This window comes from Flavobacterium sp. FlaQc-30 (assembly GCF_044005885.1).
In the GTDB taxonomy this organism is placed as follows: Bacteria; Bacteroidota; Bacteroidia; order Flavobacteriales; family Flavobacteriaceae; genus Flavobacterium.
Window position 1 is genome coordinate 45,712 of the sequence record NZ_JBIPCO010000012.1, and the last position, 20,573, is coordinate 66,284.

14 protein-coding genes are annotated in these 20,573 nt (G+C 32.3%); 13 read left to right on the forward strand and 1 reads right to left on the reverse strand.

The window, feature by feature from the left end; all coding sequences use genetic code 11:
• The first annotated feature begins 25 nt into the window (after positions 1-25).
• The 7 genes from ACHRV0_RS21280 to ACHRV0_RS21310 all read left to right on the forward strand — a co-directional run bounded on the left by ACHRV0_RS21280 (position 26) and on the right by ACHRV0_RS21310 (position 11,655).
• Entirely contained in the window at positions 26-718 is a 693-nt protein-coding gene (locus ACHRV0_RS21280; protein WP_395442428.1) for an SIMPL domain-containing protein, read from the forward strand.
• Between the two features lie 814 nt (positions 719-1,532).
• Positions 1,533-4,721, forward strand: coding sequence for a SusC/RagA family TonB-linked outer membrane protein (locus ACHRV0_RS21285; protein WP_395442429.1), 3,189 nt, complete (start codon positions 1,533-1,535; stop codon positions 4,719-4,721).
• Positions 4,722-4,733: 12 nt separating this feature from the next.
• Entirely contained in the window at positions 4,734-6,158 is a 1,425-nt protein-coding gene (locus ACHRV0_RS21290; RefSeq protein WP_395442430.1) for a SusD/RagB family nutrient-binding outer membrane lipoprotein, read from the forward strand.
• Between the two features lie 365 nt (positions 6,159-6,523).
• Positions 6,524-8,296 (forward strand): mechanosensitive ion channel family protein, encoded by a 1,773-nt coding sequence (locus tag ACHRV0_RS21295; protein ID WP_395442431.1) that lies wholly within the window; start codon positions 6,524-6,526, stop codon positions 8,294-8,296.
• 229 nt (positions 8,297-8,525) lie between these two features.
• On the forward strand, positions 8,526-9,548 hold the full coding sequence (locus ACHRV0_RS21300) for an META domain-containing protein (protein ID WP_395442432.1): 1,023 nt from the start codon (positions 8,526-8,528) through the stop codon (positions 9,546-9,548).
• A gap of 128 nt (positions 9,549-9,676) precedes the next feature.
• On the forward strand, positions 9,677-10,657 hold the full coding sequence (locus ACHRV0_RS21305; RefSeq protein WP_395442433.1) for a helix-turn-helix domain-containing protein: 981 nt from the start codon (positions 9,677-9,679) through the stop codon (positions 10,655-10,657).
• An 8-nt stretch (positions 10,658-10,665) separates the two neighbouring features.
• The gene (locus ACHRV0_RS21310) at positions 10,666-11,655 is read left to right on the forward strand and encodes an AraC family transcriptional regulator (RefSeq protein ID WP_129025825.1); all 990 of its coding nucleotides are present in this window, start codon (positions 10,666-10,668) and stop codon (positions 11,653-11,655) included.
• Positions 11,656-11,710: 55 nt separating this feature from the next.
• Here ACHRV0_RS21310 and ACHRV0_RS21315 read toward each other — a convergent pair whose 3' ends face one another.
• Complete coding sequence (locus tag ACHRV0_RS21315) at positions 11,711-12,526, reverse strand: GNAT family N-acetyltransferase (protein WP_395442435.1); 816 nt, start codon at positions 12,524-12,526, stop codon at positions 11,711-11,713.
• Between the two features lie 448 nt (positions 12,527-12,974).
• Here ACHRV0_RS21315 and ACHRV0_RS21320 point away from each other — a divergent pair, with 448 nt between their 5' ends.
• From ACHRV0_RS21320 to ACHRV0_RS21345, 6 genes are all read left to right on the forward strand, one after another.
• Complete coding sequence (locus tag ACHRV0_RS21320; protein WP_395442436.1) at positions 12,975-13,211, forward strand: hypothetical protein; 237 nt, start codon at positions 12,975-12,977, stop codon at positions 13,209-13,211.
• Positions 13,212-13,252: 41 nt separating this feature from the next.
• The gene (locus tag ACHRV0_RS21325; protein ID WP_395442438.1) at positions 13,253-14,236 is read left to right on the forward strand and encodes a helix-turn-helix transcriptional regulator; all 984 of its coding nucleotides are present in this window, start codon (positions 13,253-13,255) and stop codon (positions 14,234-14,236) included.
• Between the two features lie 8 nt (positions 14,237-14,244).
• Complete coding sequence (locus tag ACHRV0_RS21330; RefSeq protein WP_395442439.1) at positions 14,245-15,249, forward strand: helix-turn-helix domain-containing protein; 1,005 nt, start codon at positions 14,245-14,247, stop codon at positions 15,247-15,249.
• A gap of 252 nt (positions 15,250-15,501) precedes the next feature.
• Positions 15,502-16,437 (forward strand): type IX secretion system membrane protein PorP/SprF, encoded by a 936-nt coding sequence (locus tag ACHRV0_RS21335; RefSeq protein WP_395442441.1) that lies wholly within the window; start codon positions 15,502-15,504, stop codon positions 16,435-16,437.
• Between the two features lie 22 nt (positions 16,438-16,459).
• Positions 16,460-18,712, forward strand: coding sequence for an OmpA family protein (locus ACHRV0_RS21340; protein WP_395442442.1), 2,253 nt, complete (start codon positions 16,460-16,462; stop codon positions 18,710-18,712).
• 339 nt (positions 18,713-19,051) lie between these two features.
• Positions 19,052-20,573 (forward strand): hypothetical protein (locus ACHRV0_RS21345; RefSeq protein WP_395442444.1); only part of this gene is annotated, 1,522 nt, incomplete at its 3' end.

Consider the following 20,573-nt stretch of genomic DNA (forward strand, 5'->3'; position numbering starts at 1 on the left):
TTCAAATAACTTAAATATAACAAAAATGAAGAAAGTAGTATTATTTTTAACAATCATGTTTATGACTATGTCTTACGCTCAAGAAACAAAGCAAATTCCTCAAATCAATGTAAATGGTGAAGGAAAAGTAAAAGTAGCCCCTGATCAGGTTTGTATTTCAGCTACAGTTGAAACAAAAGGGAATAATGCTAAAGATGTTAAAAAGCAAAATGACGAAAAAATGGACGCTGTTTTAAAATTCATCAAAAAAATGAATGTGCCAACAGCTGATTTCAAAACAAAACAAGTAGCGCTAAATCCGCAATACGACTACGAGAAAAAGAAAACCAGTTATAATGCTACGCAAACAGTTGAAATTGTATTGAAAGATTTATCAAAATACGATGAGTTAATGGAAGGTTTAGTACAGCAGGGAATTAACCGTTTAGACAAAGTTTCTTTTGAAACTTCTAAATTAGTACAACTTCAATCAGAAGCTCGTAAACTAGCGATGAAAGATGCTAAAGCAAAAGCAGAAGATTATGTTTCTGTTTTAGGACAAAAAGTGGGTAAAGCTTATACAATCTCTGATAACTCTCAGGTGTATTACCCAAGACCAATGTATGCAGCAATGAAATCAGCAGAAGCTATGAATTCTGCAGGTGCTTCAAACGAAACTTTAGCAATTGGAGAAATCGAAGTTACTGCAAATGTCAGCGTAAGTTTTGTTTTAGACTAAGACTTATAAAATTTCAAAATATAAAATCCAAATTCCAATGTAAAATTGGGATTTGGATTTTTTTTTTGAGTTAGATTTTTGAGTTTCGATTTTATATTCTCTATGATGAGTTTTATGTCATTCTTTTTTTGCTAAGGCATAATTCCCAATTAAAATTGTAGAAATACTGAACCTCCAAAATGATCATTTTGGAGGTTTTTTTGTTTTAATGCGGTTTCTTATTTTGATAATTCTTTAAAAAAATCTACTGCTATTTCTAATTTCAGACCGTTGATTTAAAAAAAATCTTACACCGAGTAAGTAGATGTGAAATGTGTTAAGTGGTTTGTATTTAGTTTGTTAAACATTGTTGTTTACTAGAGTTAACATTTCTTTTGTAAAAAAAGCAATTAAAATTTTGGGGTTATTATTTTAAAATATACTTTTGTTCTATCAAATTAGTAGAGTTTAAAATGCAAGAGGCACCCAAAGATTAAAGATTATAAAAGATTTTTCATTTTTGAATATACAGAAAACCAATAAACATATATGTTTTACAGGTTATTACGGTTAACAATTCTTCAATCTCAAATTCATACCAATTTTTTAATCAAGATACAGCCTTAGTATTAGGGCCGAGTTCTTGTGAAATCAGTTCAAATAATAGTAATCCAAAATAAAAAAAATGAAAAAGCGAATGTGCAGCTAATAAAAAACCATTTCTGTTGCAGCAGAAATGGCAGAGCTTAAAGAAATTGTTCATCTCTTAAAAGGAAAGCGATAATGGAGTAAATCCGTTTTCGGCTCACCTTATTTATTAAACTAAAACAAAGTAATGAAAAAAATATTAAATAGATATACATGGTTGTGTATTTTGTTGATTTCCATAGGGATTAATGCACAAGAGACAAAACCTCTAATTCAATCTAAACTCGAAGGAATAGTAATCGATGCCATTACAAAAGAGCCGGTTATTGGCGCTTCAATAAACATAAAAGGTACTACACATGGAGTTGTAACCGATTTAGATGGAAAATTTTTCTTCCAAACAGGGCAAAAGTTCCCTTACACTTTAGTAGTTAGCTATTTGGGTTATAAAAAAAAGGAAGTTGTAGTTAATCAAAATTCAGTTACAATTGATCTTACTGAAGAACAAAATGTACTTTCAGAAGTTGTAGTTACAGCATTAGGAATTACAAAAGAAAAGAAATCTTTAGGATATACGACACAATCACTTAAGAACAAGGATATTGCAGATACAAAAGAAACGAACTTTTTGAATAGTCTTGCCGGAAAATTGGCAGGTGTTCGTATTACAAATTCACAAGGAGATATGGGATCTTCACGTATTATTATTCGTGGAGAAACTTCGATCGCAGGAAATAATCAGCCATTATTTGTGGTAGATGGTGTTCCTGTAGATAACTCACAGTTGAACTCTGGAGGCGCAACTCGTGATTTTAAAAATGCAATTTCGGATTTAAATCCTCAGGATATTGAAACATTGACGGTATTAAAAGGACCTAACGCGGCAGCGCTTTATGGATCTCGTGCTGCGCATGGTGTTGTTTTGATTACTACAAAATCTGGAAAAAGTCAAAAAGGACTTGGTATAAGTGTTAGCTCGGGTATAACAATTTCGCAAGTTGCTACTTTGCCTAGTTTTCAAAATTCATTTGGACAAGGTTCAAACGGAAGATTTAGTTACGTAGATGGTAAAGGAGGCGGTATTAACGATGGTGTTGATGAAAGCTGGGGACCTAAATTAGACGGACGTCTTATTCCTCAATTTTACTCTAATGGTCAGGCAGTTCCTTTTGTGGCAAATCCTGATAATGTGAAAGACTTTTTTAATACAGGACTTACTTTTGATAATAGTATTTCTGTTGCCAGATCAGATGATAAATCGGATTTCCGTTTAGGAATAAACAATCAAAAACAAAATGGTACGGTGCCAAATAGTGAAGTAAATAAAACAAACTTTACGATTAACACCAATTATCAAATATCTAAAAGTGTAAAAATAGGAGTAACAGGAAATTATATTGTTACAGATGCTCCTGCTTTACCAGGTGGACCATCAGGAGGGCGTGCTGCTGGGGTAATGCTGCAGTTTCTTTGGTTCGGACGTCAGGTTGATATTAATCAGCTTAGAAATAATAGAGACGTAAATTGGAACAACAGTTACTACAGTAATCCATATTGGAATGCTTACTATAATACGACTAGTCAGCAGCGTAATCGTTTGATAGGAGATATTCATTTGGATGCAAAACTTGCAGACGGACTTAATTTTAAATTCCGTACAGGAGTTGACTATTATAACGATCGCAGAAAATACACGATTAAGTATGGTACAAATGGAACTCCTTTTGGATCGTATGCCGAAGATGCTTACACAGTAAGCGAAAGCAATACTGAAGGTATCTTTACGTATACTAAAAAACTGAGCGAAGATTTTAGTTTGGATGCTCTTGCCGGATTCAATATTCGTAACCACAGCGATGCAAACAATTATCAAAAAGCACCACGTTTAGCGGTTCCTGATTTATATACCTTAAACAATTCAAGAGACCCGTTAACGTCATACAATACATTATCAAAACTAAGAGTGTACAGTGCATATGCTTCGGCACAATTTGGATATAAAAATTATGCTTTTTTAAATGTTACGGCTCGTAATGATTGGTCATCGACATTACCGAGCAGCAACCGTTCGTATTTTTATCCGTCTATCAATGGTAGTTTAGTGTTGTCTGAAGCTTTGAATTTAAAAAGCAATACGCTTGATTTCTTAAAATTACGCGGCGGCTGGTCTGAAGTTGGTAATGATGCAGATCCGTATCAATTGTCTACAGTTTATAATTTTCAAACTGCATTTGACGGAAATCCTATTCAGACATCTTCACAGAAAAAACTGAATGAGAATTTGAAACCAGAAACAACTCGTTCAACTGAAGTTGGTTTAGAAGCTTCTTTCTGGAAAAACAGATTGCATTTTGATGCAGCTTATTACAATACGAATAGTTTTGACCAAATTTTAGAAATAAAAACAACAGCTTCAAGTGGTTATAATTCACAATTAATCAATGCAGGAAAAATAAACAACCGTGGTATAGAAGTTCAATTGGATGGAACTCCTATTCAAACGCAAGATTTCAAATGGAATGTTGGTGTTAATTATTCTAAGAATATCAGCAAAGTTGAGATTCTTGATTACGATAAACAAATTCAAAACTATACGATTGGTACTTCGGGAGGTGTTGATGTTTTAGCATCTGTTGGGCAGGCTTATGGCGCACTTTACGGTACGGCATATCAGCGTGATGCAAGCGGAAATATTGTAGTAGGAGCAAACGGATTACCAAAAGCTGATCCGCAAAAGAAAGTATTAGGACATTATACTCCAGATTATCTTGCAGGTGTGACAAACACATTGACTTACAAGAATATCGAACTTTCATTTCTTGTTGATGCGAGTGTAGGTGGTGAGCTTTTTTCAGGAACTAATAGAACGGGTAATTATACAGGTGTATTAGCGCAAACTCTTCCGGGTCGTGATGCTGCTAATGGCGGATTAAGTTATTATTATCCAAGTAATAACACTGCAAATCCGAAAACACTAGTTGCTGGCGGAACTGCTCCAAGCGGAGTAACGGTATATGATGATGGAATGATTTTTAAAGGTGTGTATGCTGATGGAACGGCAAACAATCAAGTGATTAGTGCACAGGAATACTACAAAGCATCATACAATATCAGCGAGGCTTATATCTACAGCTCGACTTTTGTGAAGTTAAGAGAAGTAAAACTAGCTTACAATTTAAATAAATCATTTGTCAAGAAGTTGGGATTGGACGCTGCAAGTATAACTGCTGTAGGTCGTAACCTGTTCTTTATCTATAAAGATGCACCAAATATTGATCCTGAAACAGCTTTCAATACTGGAAATGCTCAAGGTTTGGAGAGTTTAGCTTTGCCAACAACAAGAAGTTACAGTCTTAATGTTAATCTTAAATTTTAAAAACGCGAAATCATGCTTAAAAAACTATCATATATAACACTATTTGCATTGACGTTCGTGTCTTGCAGCGATACTTTGGATGATATTAATAAAAATCCAAATGCAACTGAAACTCCTTTAGCACCTTATTTGTTAACTGGATCATTAAAACAAGGAGCTGATTTGTATTGGGGCGATAATACAAACTTTAACTCATCTTTGTTATTTGTACAGCATTGGGCTAAAATTCAATATACTGAGCCTGACAGATACGATGTGTCTAATACTTCTTTTACATCATTATGGAATACTGGTTATGCCACTTTGATTACAGATTTGAATACGATTTTGAACTTTTCTGATCAACAGGCAAATTCCAATTATAAAGGGATTGCATTAACCCTGCGTTCATGGACATTTTTGTTATTGACAGACGCTTATGGAAGTATTCCTTACAAAGAAGCGGGTTTAAAAGTAACTCCTGCTTATAATACACAAAAAGAAGTCTATACAGGATTGCTTGAAGATTTAAAACAAGCTCAGTCTTTGTTAAGTGCCACAAACGGTACTGTGACTGGTGATTTGTCTTATAAAGGAGATATTTCAAAATGGAAAAAACTGGTAAATTCGCTTCGTTTGCGTATCGCATTGAGAATTTCAGATAAAGAACCAGCTTTGGCTAAACAAGCTGCGATTGATGCAACTACAGATGCTGCAGGAGTATTGAGCAGCAATAATGATACTTTTAAATTTACGTATACCAGTTCGCCTCAACAAAACCCTGCTTCAGCTTGGTTTGAAACTCGTGATGATTTTCGTGTTTCAAAAACATTAGTGGATAAATTAACAGAGTTATCGGATCCGCGTTTACCGGTTTATGCGCAATTGCCAACAGATAAAAGTGTCGTTAAATATGTGGGAGCAGGTAATGGATTAACTAATAGCGATGCCAATAGTCAAGGTTTTGCGAAGACATCAAAACCAGGAACTTATTTCCTGACTTCATCATCGCCAGCCGTAATTGTTTCTTATTCAGAAGTATTATTTAATCTTGCCGAAGCAGCAGCACGAGGTTATATTTCGGGAGATGCGGAGCAGCTTTATAAAAATGCGATTACAGCATCGTTTAATCAATTTGGAATTACAGATGCGACTGCTATTTCTAATTATCTTAATCAGGTATCTGTAAAGTATGATGCAACAAATTATGCTAAATCGATAGGCACGCAAAAATGGATTGCATTTTATGGGCAAGGTCTTGATGCTTTTACAGAATGGAGAAGACTGGATTATCCTGTGTTGAAAGCGGGACCATCTACAGTTTTGGATGGACAAATTCCGTCTCGTTTCTTCTATCCTGGAACGGAGCAGTCTTTGAATGGATCTAATTATCAAACAGCAGTTTCTGTTCAAGGAAAAGATTTGCTTACAACGAAATTATGGTTTGATGCAAAATAAATTGGATTCTGAAAAGAGTGTTCAGATTTAATTTCAGCCATTTATTCATTAACAGTTAAAGTTAATTTTTGAAAAAAATCAAATAGATCACTATCCTGATCCAATGTGATCAATTTGTAAAAGTCCTAATGAGAATTAGGACTTTTTTTGTGGGCTTTAGAATCTGAGAATAGGATAAGTTTTAAATATTTACAGTCTTGTATATCATGATTTTGATACCGTATTCAAAGGACTAAATTTGAATTTTATTTATTTCTAAGTCTTTACTATTACAAGATAGTTTTCTTTTTTCTTATCAAAAAGATTCCTTTTATCTGCTATATTTCTTATTTTTAGTATTTTAAATCGGTAAAATAAATAAGAGCATGATTATAGATGTAAAGCGTTTACTTTCTTATTCGTTGTTGTTTCTGATAGTATTGTTGAAACCAAATACTGGAACAGCTCAGTTATTAGGTACGAGCAAAGCTGCAACTGAAGAACCTGCGAAGATTCCAGAAGATTCACTTGGTAGAAGAACACCTCAAGGAACTGTTAATGGATTTATTAAGGCTCTTGGCGACCAAAATTATTTACGTGCCAGTCAATATCTGGTGCTAAGTAAACGTTCCTATCGCAAAACTGCCGAAAGAATACGTATAGCAAAAACTTTCCAACAGTTGTTAGATCAGGGAGGTACATTTTCGCCTTCGTCAATTATCAGCAGTAAAGAAATTGGACGTATAGATGATGATTTGGCAACGGGTGTTGATCTCGTGGGAAGTATCTCTACAGACAGAACAGCCATACAGCTTTATTTAGAAAACCAATCCGATGACAGTCAGCCGTCAGTATGGCTTTTTTCTGCAGAAACAGTTGAAGCAATTGCCTCCGCAGATATTTCTGGAGAAAAAACTTTTTTAGACAGGGTATTACCTGATGTTTTAAAAGAGCGAAAATTAGGAAATGTTCCTGTTGGTCATTGGGCGGTAGTAGTAATCATGACTTTAGTATGTTATTTGCTTGCCAGGCTGCTGGTTTTTGTAATTGGTTTTCTAGTGCAAAAATTTTGGAAAAAAGCAGCAAGCGAAAAGGGTGACGCCGTTATAGAAGCTTTTTCACTGCCAATTCATATGTACCTTACCGTAATTCTATTTGTCGCATTTACACAGCGCATGGGAATTTCTATAGTAGTTCGTCAGCGCTTTAGTATTATTATATTGACAATTGGAATTCTAGCTTTCTTGATTCTGCTTTGGAGAATGACTGACTTTGTAAGTATGTATACGCGCAGCAGAATGAATAGAAGCGGTCGTATTTCTGCCGTTTCAGCCGTTTTATTTTTAAGCCGTACCACAAAAGTAGCCATCGTTATTATTGGTATTATTGCGATACTAGGTATTATTGGCGTAGATGTTACCGCTGGACTTGCAGCATTAGGAATTGGAGGTATCGCATTGGCATTAGGTGCACAAAAAACAATAGAAAATTTTGTAGGCAGCGTGAGTCTTATTGCAGATCAGCCTTTGAGAGTTGGAGATTATTGCCGAGTTGATGATATTAAAGGAACAGTAGAATCGATCGGAATGCGTTCGACTACGCTTCGTACTTCTGCACGTACAATTGTAACGATTCCTAACGGGCAGTTATCAGCCAGTAAAATAGAAAATTATGCTCATCGTGATCGTTTTATCTTCAATCCGATATTTACTTTTAGGATGGAAACAACGCCAGATCAAATGCGTTATTTATTGGTAGAACTTCGATCGTTATTGTATGCTCATCCTGCGGTGCTTAATTCTCCGCCTATTGTACGATTTACAGGTATTACTGCCGATGCTTTGAAAGTTGAAATTACAGCATATATAGAAGCTGTAACTTTTGAAATATCACAGGAAGTGCAGGAAGATATATTATTACGAATGATGGATATAATAGAACAAAGCGGAACATCTTTGGCTTATCCATCGCAAACACTTTATATGGCTCGCGATACACCCATGTCAAGCGAAAAATCAGCAGCAATTTCTGAGACCGTTAAAAAATGGAAAGAAAATAATGAATTACAACTGCCTAAATTTGATCCTAAACGTGTCGAAGAAATAAAAGACAGTCTTAAATATCCAGGTGATGGCAGTTTTAAGCCAAAAGAAGAGTAAAAATACTATTATTATTATCTTAAATAAAACAGATCGTAAGATTATTGTTCTAATTGATTAAATCAGTTGATTTTCAGTGTGTAGTAGTTTGATTGTTAAAGAAAATGGAGGATTACGTGGTGATAAAAAAAAGTTAAAAGCATTCTGTATTTTAAAATGGCACAATAAATGCCTGCAAAAAAAACATGAATAATCAGAATGCATAATCAGTATTCTAAAAATTAAAACAATGAAAAGATTAAAAAGTATGTATGTTTTTGTGGTAGTATTATTATCAACATTTACATATGGTCAGGAAAGTTTAAAAATGTTTGTGAAAGAAAATAAAGTGCCATGTCAAGGTGTTGGTCCTATGGAATGTCTTCAGGTAAGGTATGAAAATGATAAAGAATGGCAGCTTTTTTATAGTCATATTGAAGGTTTTAATTTTGAAAAAGGAAATCGATATGAGTTATTGGTAAAAAGAACAAAAAGACAAGAACCCATTCCTGCTGATGCTTCTTCATACCTTTATAAATTAGAAAAGATTATTTCTAAAACTCCTGTAAATAAGGAAAAAGGAATTTATGATACCAAAATGATTTTAACGCAGTTGAACGGAAAAAAGATAAACAACGGAAAAGCATTTATTACAATCAATAATGAAACTGGCACAATAAGCGGTAAAAATGGATGTAATAACTTCAATGTGAAGTACACAAAGCTCTCTTCAAAAAATCAGATTAAAACTGCTGCTCCTTTTGGAACTTTAATGGCTTGTGATCCTGAAAGTATGAAATTAGAACAAGATTTTAGCGCAGCGATAACAAATAAAAAATTCAAAATCGTAAAGAAAAACAATAAAGTTCAATTCAAAAATTCGAAGAACAAAATTGTTATGGAATTTTCTATTCCAACTCAAAATGAACTTTGGAGTTTTATTGGTAAAAACAATTGGAAACTAATCGCACTTGAAAATGTTGGACAGGATTACGGAAAAGCTTCTATTAAATTTAATCCAGCTGAAAAGAAAGTGAGTGGAAATACAGGCTGTAATAATTTCTCTGGAACTTATGAAAGTAATGGTGACCAAGTTTCTTTTAATAATGTTGCTGTTACTGCAATGGCATGTATTGGCGAAGAGGGTAATAAAACAGAACAAAAAATACTATCTTATTTAAACAATAAAGACCTGCGTTTTGATGTAGCAGATCAAACTTTGAACTTTTATCTTAATGATAGATTGGTTATGATGTTTGGAATTACAAAATAAACTAATGTTGCAAAGTCATCTTAGAGCAGATTAAAGATTTACAAAGAATAATTACAAAACCAGTGAAGTTAATTCACTGGTTTTTTTTTATAGAATAATTTATTAATTTTATAGTAAATCTTTTTATTATGAAAGTAATTGAACATTGCTATTCTCTTGAAAACAAATGGATTGATGTAATGGCAAAAGCTATGGGAGGAACTGTTGAGGGGAACTTCATAAAAGGAGATAATGAAACCTATACCGGTACTCATTTTGTTTTATTAATGGAAGAGAGGATTTCGGCAATGCTCATTGATGTTTCATACAAAGAAACAGTATTGTTAAAGTATAAAAATGATTTAAAAAGATTCGTAGGCTTGTATTTTTATATGACTAACCATAATATAGATTTTATATTAGATAAAGAAACTTCTGTAGTAGGTAAGTTTGATTATAATTTGACAATAATAGACAGTTCCTTAGAAACAGATTATGCTGTAAACAAAGGAACAGGGACATATGTTATTTGCATCTTCATGGATAAAACAGCATTAAAAGAATATATGGATAAGGTGCCTAGACTTAAAACGGTATCCAAAGATGTTTTTAATGCCGAAAAAAATACAATTATCAGTATGGGAAGAATGAGTACTGAGAGTTCTATTTTGTTAAATGATTTTAGAAAAATACCCTATGACAGTTTTTTATTTGAACTTTATTTTAGAGGACTTGTTTATAATTTAATAGGTGATTATTTAGATCAATTAGTAGAGAAAAAAATCATAATTGGTAAAGTCATAGGAGATGACATAAAGAGCATTATAGCTTCAAAAGCTTTATTGCTAAAGTCCATTGAAGGAATTTTTCCAGGCATAGAATTTTTGGCTGAGCAAGTACACATGTCGCCATCTAAATACAAAAAGTTATTTACAAAAATTACTGGATTCAGCCCTGGAACTTTTTTTTCAGACAGTAAATTAGAGCTTGCCAAAGAATTATTAGAAACGGGACAATATACAGTTAGTGAAGTCTCTGATAAATTAAATTATGCTAATATCTCTTATTTCGCAAGACGATTTAGTAGTAAATATGGAATTTTCCCGAAAGAGTATCAAAGTCAATTATAAAATTATTTATGAGCCAATTACTGCAAGAATTTAAGCATACGTATTCGTTAACATCGGACTGGCGACAAAGTTTTGTTGACGGTTTGGGATGTACAATTGTTAATGAAAATATGTATTTTCCTGAAGAAATAGCGACAGGTTCAAGCTGCTTTTCTGAAATTCTTCCAGATGTTTCAGTAGTACTCATTGATTGTGTAATCAATAAACCACTAAGGTTTACACGTGTCCCGTTTGAAGATGATTTTTGGATCGTATATTACGATTTAAGCGATAGTATTAGTAAACACATTGTAGACGATGTAAACCATACAACAGGATACAAATCAAAACTAAATTTTGCTATTGTCGATAATAAGATAAATAGCAGCTATCTATCGACCGTTGGAGAGCGATTTTATGCAATAAGACTGCTGATTCGTAAATCTTATTTGAAAACGTTTTTTAATGATGCTGAATTTGAAAAGGATTTTAAAGATGTTTTTGATAATAAAAAAAAGAAAATGTTCTTTTACGGACACATCGACAGTCGAAGCAAAGTTGTACTCAATGCTCTAAAACAACAACAAATAAATAATCTTAATTATGAATTTCTGCTAAAAGGAGCCGCTTACAATTTACTTGCATATTTAATTGAAAGATTAAACACTAAGATGCCTAGTATGGGAACTCATTTAGAGAAAGATATTGAAGCAGTTATGCTAAGTCAGCAGCATTTATTATCCAATCTTTTAATTCCGTTTCCTGGGATCGAATTCTTAGCCAATATTGCTAATATGTCGCCTACAAAGTATAGATCTTTGTACAGCAGTATATTTGGAATGAGCCCGCCGTTATTTTTTAAAATTGAAAAACTACTTCTCGCAAAAGAGTTATTAGAAAGCGGCAGTTTTAAATTAATCAGTGATGTTGCTTATGAATTAGGATATAATAAAACCACTTATTTCTCATCTATTTATAAAGATTACTTTGGTGTGCTGCCTAATACAGTGCGTAAATAGAGCAATAAAGACATAAAGATTTAGTAAAAAGGGAGAGTTGTATGATAATTAATTTCTAATAATTAAGTTTAAAATAAGTCGTAGTTTGTGATTTTTCAAAACCTAATTTTTCAGCAAGTTTGTACGAGCCAATGTTTAATTCTCTACAAGCCCAAACAGGTTCGAATCCCTCTTCTACACAGTATTGAATTAGTGCAGAACAGACTTTGTAAGCGATATTTCTGCCTCTAAATTGTTCTTGTGTTTCAATTCCTAATTCAAGATACCTGTTATGTACAAAAGCTGAGAATGCAAGTGAAGCAAGTGTGTCTTTGTAAAATAAGCTGTATCCTATACCATTATTTATAAACTCATCCGAGCTATTCCAAAAACACTTAGGAACAACACTTCCTTTCATGTTTTCAAAATCATCTTTACTCGTTCTAGAGATTAATATATTTTTATCTGTCAAGTCTTTTTTTGAGGTTATATATTTTGAAAGATTAAATTTGAAATTTACTCTGGTGTCCAATTCGATAGATGGAGCAAGTTTATAAATACGGTCTTTTAGTATTTCTTTTATTCTAAAACCCCATTCATTTGGATAAACCTGCATCCACTCAACTCTTTTTTGTTCTATATTTCGACTTAAGATAAGTTCTAAGAACTTATAGTTAAATTCATCGCTGCTTTTACCCAACAATAATGACATGCCATACGGATGTAGAATATAGAAGATTTGAGGATATTCAGTATTATCAACAAAAATTTCTCCAGTTACTTTTTGGTCAACAACATTTTTGGCAAAAAAAACGTTAAACGAAACTAAATTAAGGTGTTCGATTATTTTGTTCCTATGTTTTTCTAAACCATTTTTACTTAATAGTTCCATTTATATTTACAAGCTTTATTTTTAATTGCGGGCTTTTATCTGTTTTTTTCTCTCGTTTTGCTTTTGAAAAACGATTCTGTATAAAATGCAATATTAATTCTAATCGGAATAAGAAGTAGTACTCACCAAAGTATGAAATAGACACAATAAGCTCTTTAGTTAATTTTATGCTTCTATAATCAATTGGTCTGAAAATTAAATATTATCAATCTTACTTTTTCCCGATTACAGGCAGTAAATCGGGATTTTTTTTGCTTTAAAAACAGCAAAGAATATATTATATATAGCTTATAATGTTGATTTTATGGTTATGTGTGGTAGTTCAAAAAGATGAGGTCCTATTATTTTTGCCATCTACTTTCAGTTGAACTGTTACTTAACAATTTTAAAAAGTGCTGTTTTTATAAGGAGTTATGATAAAAGCAGTGCTGCTTTTTAAATTTAAAAAATGAGCGTAAAAATAATACCACTTACAGAACATAAACAAGACATTGTAAATAGATATTTAGTCTACAAAAATGTTTTTGAAAACAGGACTTTTCAATACAATTTGTCTGCAAGAGAACATGAAGCTTTTGGTGTTTATGAAAAACTGTTTATAAAGGATTCTATTTTAAAGAAAAACAGAAGTTATGTACTCGAATGTTCAAATCTGGAATTTACTTTTAAGTATAAAGAAGATTAGTCAGCAGCGTTTGTAAAACATTTTAAAGTCTCGTTTTTATTTTGAAAACAATTACACATCAGTACAATACATCGAACAGTTGGATAGAGGTTCTAGCAAAAGCAATGGGAGGTTCTATTGAAGGAAATTTTATTAAAGGAAATAATGAAATTTATCAAGGAACACATTTTATTCTGCCTATAGAAGAGGGGATTAAAGCAATGCTGATTGATACAACTTATAGAGAAACTACGAGATTAAAATATCGTAATAAAGGTACCAATTTTATAGGGCTCTATTTTTACCTCACTAATATAGATGTTGATTTTATGCTTAATGAAGAAGCTGCTTCGATAGGGAAATTAAAGCATAATTTATCTATTGTTGACTCTAAAGTTGATATGGATTATACGGTGCAAAAAGGAACCCGAATATATGTGATCTGTATTTTATTTGATAAAGAGAATATAAAGGAATATTTCTCTAAAATAAGTAAAACAGCATCAACGGTGATTGACAGTATTCTTGATAACAAAAGAAATGCAACATTTCGTTTAGATCGAATGAATATCGAAAGTTTAATTTTAATTAATGATTTTAGAAAAATTGCCTATGACAATTCTTTGTATGAAATATATTTTAAAGGACTTGTGTACGGATTAACCGCTAGTTATTTAAAACAGTTGGAAACTAAAGAGAGTATTATTGAAAAAACATTTAATGTTGATGTAAAGAATATCATAGCATCTAAAGCAATGCTGCAAAATAATATCGACGGTCCTTTTCCCGGTATTAGTTTTCTGGCAGAGCAAATTGGAATGTCTCCTTCAAAATATAAAAAGCTTTTTGTGAAAATTTCGGGTGTAAATCCAGGAACCTATTTCTATAATAATAAATTAAATAAAGCTAAAGAATTATTAGAAACAGGAAAGTTTACCGTTAATGAAGTGGCACATAAATTAAATTATGCAAATGTCTCTTATTTGTCAAAACGATTTCATCAAATGTATGGTGTTTTTCCAAAAGAATATCAAAGTTTACTATAATAGAAGTTATGGATTTAACAATACCTGAATTTAAACATACTGCATCGCTAACATTAAAAGGTAAGCAAGATTTTATTGACGGTTTAGGCTGTACCATAATCGACAATAAAATAATTCATTTCCCGAAGAAAAAGGTAAAGGGTTCCGGATACTTTATTGAGCTTTCTTCAGATGTTTCTGTACTTATTGTTGATTTAACGTTAAACGAGCCGATGCGTTTGACAAGAATGCCTTCTGAAGAAGATTTTTGGATTGTTTATTATGATATGAGCGATAATTTGAATAAACATTTTATAGATAATATTAAACATAAAACAGGATATAGATCAAAATTAGGTTTTGCTATTATAGACAGCCGTCTTCAAAGTTCGTATGTTTCAGCAGTTGGAGAAAGAGCCTATTCTTTGCGATTGTATATTCGAAAAACATATATTAAGAATTACTTTCACGGAGCCGTTTTAGAAAAAGATTTCAAGAACATTTTTGATAACAAAAAAAGAGAAATGTTCTATTATGGACATATAGACAGCAGAAGCAAAGTAGAGCTTCATAATTTGAAGCAGCAAAGTATGAGCGATTCAAATTATGAATTTTTACTAAAAAGTACTGCCTTTAAACTTTTTGGCTATTTTTTAGAGCGATTAAAAATTGATATGTCTAATACTGGATTGTTTTTAGAGAAAGATTTAATAGCCATAATGAAAACACAGGAATTTTTATTGTCTAATCTTTTAGCGCCTTTTCCCGGAGTAAAGATTCTTTCAGAGATTGCAAATATGTCTATTTCAAAATACAGAATCTTATATGAAAATGTATTTGGCATGAGTGCCGTATCTTTTTTTAAGAAAGAAAAATTAGAGCTTGCCGCCAAATTATTAAAAAGCGGCGAGTTTAAAACAATTAGTGATATAGCTTTTGAACTTGGCTATCATAAAACAGCATACTTTTCATCACTTTATAAAAAACACTATGGAGATATACCCAGCTCCGTTTTTAAAAGTAAAACATGGTAATATATTTGATTGCTTTTTTTTTTAGATTTCCCGATTGCGTCAAGTGGTCGGGTTTTTTTAATTTTAAATAAATAGTTACTTAAAATTTAGAATAAAAATGAACCAATTAGAAACGTTCATTTCGTTTTGATTTAGCTGATTTGTAATTGTTTATGTGGTAAACCTTTTCATGATGATTTTATGAATTTATGTGGTAGTACCAAAAAACTATGTTACTATAATTTTGCCCATATTTCTAAAAATAAGAGTAAAATGAAAAAAATAAATTTATTTATAGTAACTATATTATGTTGTTATTCGAGCGTTATGTTTGGGCAGCAAGACGCCCAATATACCCAGTATATGTACAACACCATTAATATCAATCCCGCTTATGCAGGTTCTAGAGGTACAATAAGTGTTTTTGGATTGCATAGAACTCAATGGGCAGGTTTGGAAGGTGCTCCAATTACGAATACACTATCAGTTAATTCGCCTATTAATCATAATATGGGGATAGGATTATCTGTAATCAATGATCGAATAGGGCCAATGACAGAAAATAATGTTTCAGTAGATCTTTCTTATTCTATAGATACTTCACCTTTTTATAAATTATCATTTGGATTAAAAGGAACAGCAAACTTATTAGATGTTGATTTTACTAAATTGAATATCTATGATCCCTCAGATCCGAGATTCCAGAATAACGTCGATAATAAATTCTCTCCCAATGTTGGAGTAGGAGTGTATTTTCATTCTGACAGATCATACATAGGACTTTCAATTCCTAATATGTTAGAAAACAGTCATTATGATAAATCTGCTGAAAACGAATCGCAGAGTTTTGTTGTAAAAGAACGTATGCATTATTATTTAATGGCAGGATATGTTTTTGATTTAGATTATAATCTAAAATTTAAGCCATCCTTATTAACCAAAGCGGTGCAAGGAGCTCCTTTACAAACGGATATTTCGGCAAACTTTCTATTCAATGAAAAATTTACAGCAGGACTTGCTTATCGTTGGAGTGCCTCATTAAGCGCTCTTGCAGGATTCCAAATTTCAGATTCTTGGTTTATAGGATATTCCTATGACGCCGAAACAACCAAACTGGCAAATTATAATTCAGGATCACATGAAATCTTTTTAAGATTCGAAGTATTAGGCAGCTCAAAATCAAGAATGATGTCGCCAAGATTTTTCTAACCAAAACTAATTAAAATTAATTATGAAAATAAAAATACATAAAGTGCTTGTGTTGCTTTTTTGTTTGAGTAATACAGTATGTTTTTCGCAAAAGCAGCAAACGAAAGATAAAAAGCTCGCAAAGGCAAATGCAGAATACGAAAATTTTTCATTTGTAAAAGCAGGAAAACTATACGAGCAATTAGTGAACAAAGGATATGATTCTAAGGAAATATATGCTCGTTTAGGCGATACTTATTTTTTTAATGCAGATTATTACAATGCTTTGCAATGGTATACCAAAATGATGGAAGATGTTACTTCTGCTCCTTCGGAATACTATTATAGATATTCTGTATGCTTGAGAGCAAATGATCAGCATGAAGAAGGATTAGCCGTAATGAGTGCTTATTATAAGAAAGAAGGAAAAGAAGACGAAGCAAAAAAATGGGATCCAGTTACTTATTTAAAAGCCATTGCAGCACAATCAGATCGATACGATAATTTGAGCCAAGCAGGGATAAATTCGCCGTTTTCTGACTTTGGAGCGGCATTAGTTCCTAATGAGGAAGCAGTCAAGCAAAGCCTTAAAATTGCTCAAGTAGAAAAGTCTGACAAAGACAGAATTATTAGAGAAAATGCTGAAAAAAGAAGAAATGATGATGGTAATAAACTTGGAGCCAAAAGAGAAATTTTAGTTCAAGAGAAAAAGAAAGAAAACCAAGAAAAATTTATTGTAAATAGTAAAGAAAGTGATTCTAAAAATAATGATTTTCTAATCCTATCTTCAGAAAAACTGCCCAAGTATAAAGAAGTGATTTATTCAACAGCAAAGGATTCAGGCTTTTTTAAGCGCAAACACAATTGGAACGAAAAAGCTTTTCTTAAATTATATACAGCCCAAATTGACGAAGATGGAAATTTGCATAATGCTAAAAAGCTTTCAGGAGATGTGAATTCAAAATACCATCAAAGTACACCAGTAATTACAAGTGATGGTTTAACGATGTACTTTACTCGATTGGTAGTTTATGACAAAATAAAAAATAAGGCAAAAAATAAAAAAGCAATTTCTAACCTGAAAATCTTTCAAGCTCAAAAAGTAAACAATAAATGGGGAGACGTTAAAGAACTTCCTTATCCAATAAATGTCGAAGGAACTTCGTCAGCACACCCTGCATTAAGTGCAAATAATGACGACTTGTATTTTGTGTCCAATAGAAAAAAGAAAACAAACGACACAGATTTATATGTGGTAAGTAGAAAAAAAGGCGGAGGCTTTGCGAATAAAGCAGAACCTTTGGGAGAAGAAATAAATACCTATGGCAGAGAAACTTTTCCTTTTGTAGATAACAGCGACGTATTGTATTTCTCATCAGATGGACATCCTGGTTTGGGAGGCTTAGATATTTTTGCAGCCGTAAAAGATGAAGAAGGTAAATATATAGTTGCAAATGTTGGGGAACCTATAAACTCTACAAGTGATGATTTTGCATACAGCATCGACAGTGATTCTAAAAAAGGATTTTTCTCCTCTAATAGAAAAGGTGGAACGGGCGATGACGATTTGTATACATTTTTAGAAACAAAAGCAATATCATTTCCTTTTAAATTAAACCCAGTTTATTCTGGAACAGTAAAAGACAGTATATCTGGTCAAAAATTGCGAGGAGTTGAGGTAACTATTTTTAATGATTTAAAGGAAAAGATAAAAACAATATACAGCGATGAGTCAGGAGAATTTTCAGTCGATCTAGAGCCTCTTAAAAATTACACTTTCGAGTTTAAAAAGAAAGGGTATACAACCGAAAAAATTGCTGCAAAGGGAATTAAAATAGGTGAAAAGAAAGAAATACAAGCAGTACTATTTAATGAATTGGAAGTTGTTGTCGGCAATCAAGTATTGACTCTCAAAGAAGGTGATAATCTTACAGAGAAATTAAAACTAAAACCTATTTACTTTGATTATGGAGGATACACACTTCGAAAATCATCAAAATTAGAATTAGATAAAGTAATTAATTTATTAAAAATCCGTCCAAGTATTTCTATTCTCGTAAAATCACATACAGACAGCAGAGGTAAAGATGACTACAATTTGAGACTTTCTAAAAACAGAGCAAAAACAACTATGGATTATATTGTTTTGGAAGGCGGAATTGAACAAGATAGAGTGTGGGGAGACGGATATGGAGAATCGCAGTTGATTAATAAATGCGCCAATAATGTACAATGTTCAGAGGCGGAACATGAGCTTAACAGACGTTCGGAATTTATTATTGTAATAAAAGAATAGAACGGATAAATTTAGATTTGGTAGTTTAGATTTGGTAAGAAAAAGAGTTTGACTTTTAAGTAAGTTCAAGCTCTTTTTTGTTGGATAAATATCTGTTTTTATTGAAGGTTTTAGATGTTTTTTTTAGGGGTTAACTATTTGATGAGTAATTATTTATGTCTTTTTGGTGATTTGTAACTTTTTGTATTGATTTTAAAAGTTTATGTGGTAGTTCTGAACAATACTTAGGACATAATTTTGCCCCGAATTTAAAATTTAACAGTTAATGAAAAGGTCAGCTGGTTTAAATTTTAGAATACAGATTGCAAATAAAAAGATAACTCATAATTATTAAATCTTATGAAGAATAAATTACTTCCATTATTTTTTATCCTAGCTAGTTATTCAGCTTATTCCCAGGTAGGTATAGGAACTACGATGCCAGATCCTTCTTCTCAATTAGAAGTTGTGGCTAATGATAAAGGTGTATTGATTCCTAGAATTCAATTAAAGAACATTACCGATGCTTCGACAATTGCAAATGGCAATGTAAATAGTTTATTAGTATTTAATACTGCTACAGCTGCGGATATTAAACCAGGATATTACTACTGGTATGATAACAAATGGAATAGAATTGTTATTGCTGGTGAAATTGAATCTAACAAAGGAACTGTTATTTATAATGCAGTAACAAAAGAGTTTGTGTTTGTTGATGATTCAGGTACTAATCAACCGCTGGATTTTGGAAGTTCAGTAAAAAAACATGAAACGATTACAACATTAACTAACAATAATGATGGTACATATACTTATCTAAATGAGACAGGAGAAAATCCAGTAACTATTAATGTAGTAGGAGATGTTGCAAACAATTTTGAATCAATCATAAACAATCCTGCAGTAACTAATGTTCTGAATACTTTTGTTACCAAGTCAGAAGGTACAGTGTCGTTCAATTCTACTACTAATGAGTTTACTTACACAGATGCGTCAGGCGCAACAAAAGTGGTGAATATTAGTGAAATTGTAAAAGGAAACGAAACGATTACCACATTAACTAACAATAACGATGGTACATATACTTATCTAAATGAGACAGGAGAAAATCCAGTAACTATTAATGTAGTAGGAGACGTTGCAAACAATTTTGAATCAATCATAAACAATCCTGCAGTAACGAATGTACTTAACAATTTTGTTACTAAGTCAGAAGGTACGGTATCATTCAATTCTACCACTAACGAATTTACTTATACAGATGCGTCAGGTGCAACAAAAGTGGTAAATATCAACGAAATTGTAAAAGGAAACGAAACGCTGACAACCTTAGAGAAAAACGCAGCCAACGATGGAAAATATGTTTATAAGAGTGAAAATGATACAGAAACTACAATCGATGTTGTAGCCGATGTAATCAACAATGCAAGCACAATTTTAAGCGATCCTAAGTTTGTAACTGAATTGACTCAATTTGTAGATGCAAAAGAAACGGTTACAACAATAACAAACAACAATAATGGAACCTATACTTATGCAAATGAGGCAGGAGACAATGTTACTATTGATGTAGTAGGCGATGTTGCAACTAATTTTGAAACAATCATAAACAATCCTGCAGTAACTAATGTTTTAAACAATTTTGTTACTAAGTCAGAAGGTACAGTTTCATTCAATTCTACAACTAATGAGTTTACTTATACAGATGCTTCAGGCGCAACACAAGTGGTAAACATTAATGAAATTGTAAAAGGGAACGAAACTTTAACATCACTTGCTTATGATGCGACAGGAAAAACATTAACGTATCAGCCAGAAAGCGGATCTGCAACAGTAATAAAACTTGTTGATATGGTTGGAGATGCAGAAACGCTGACAACCT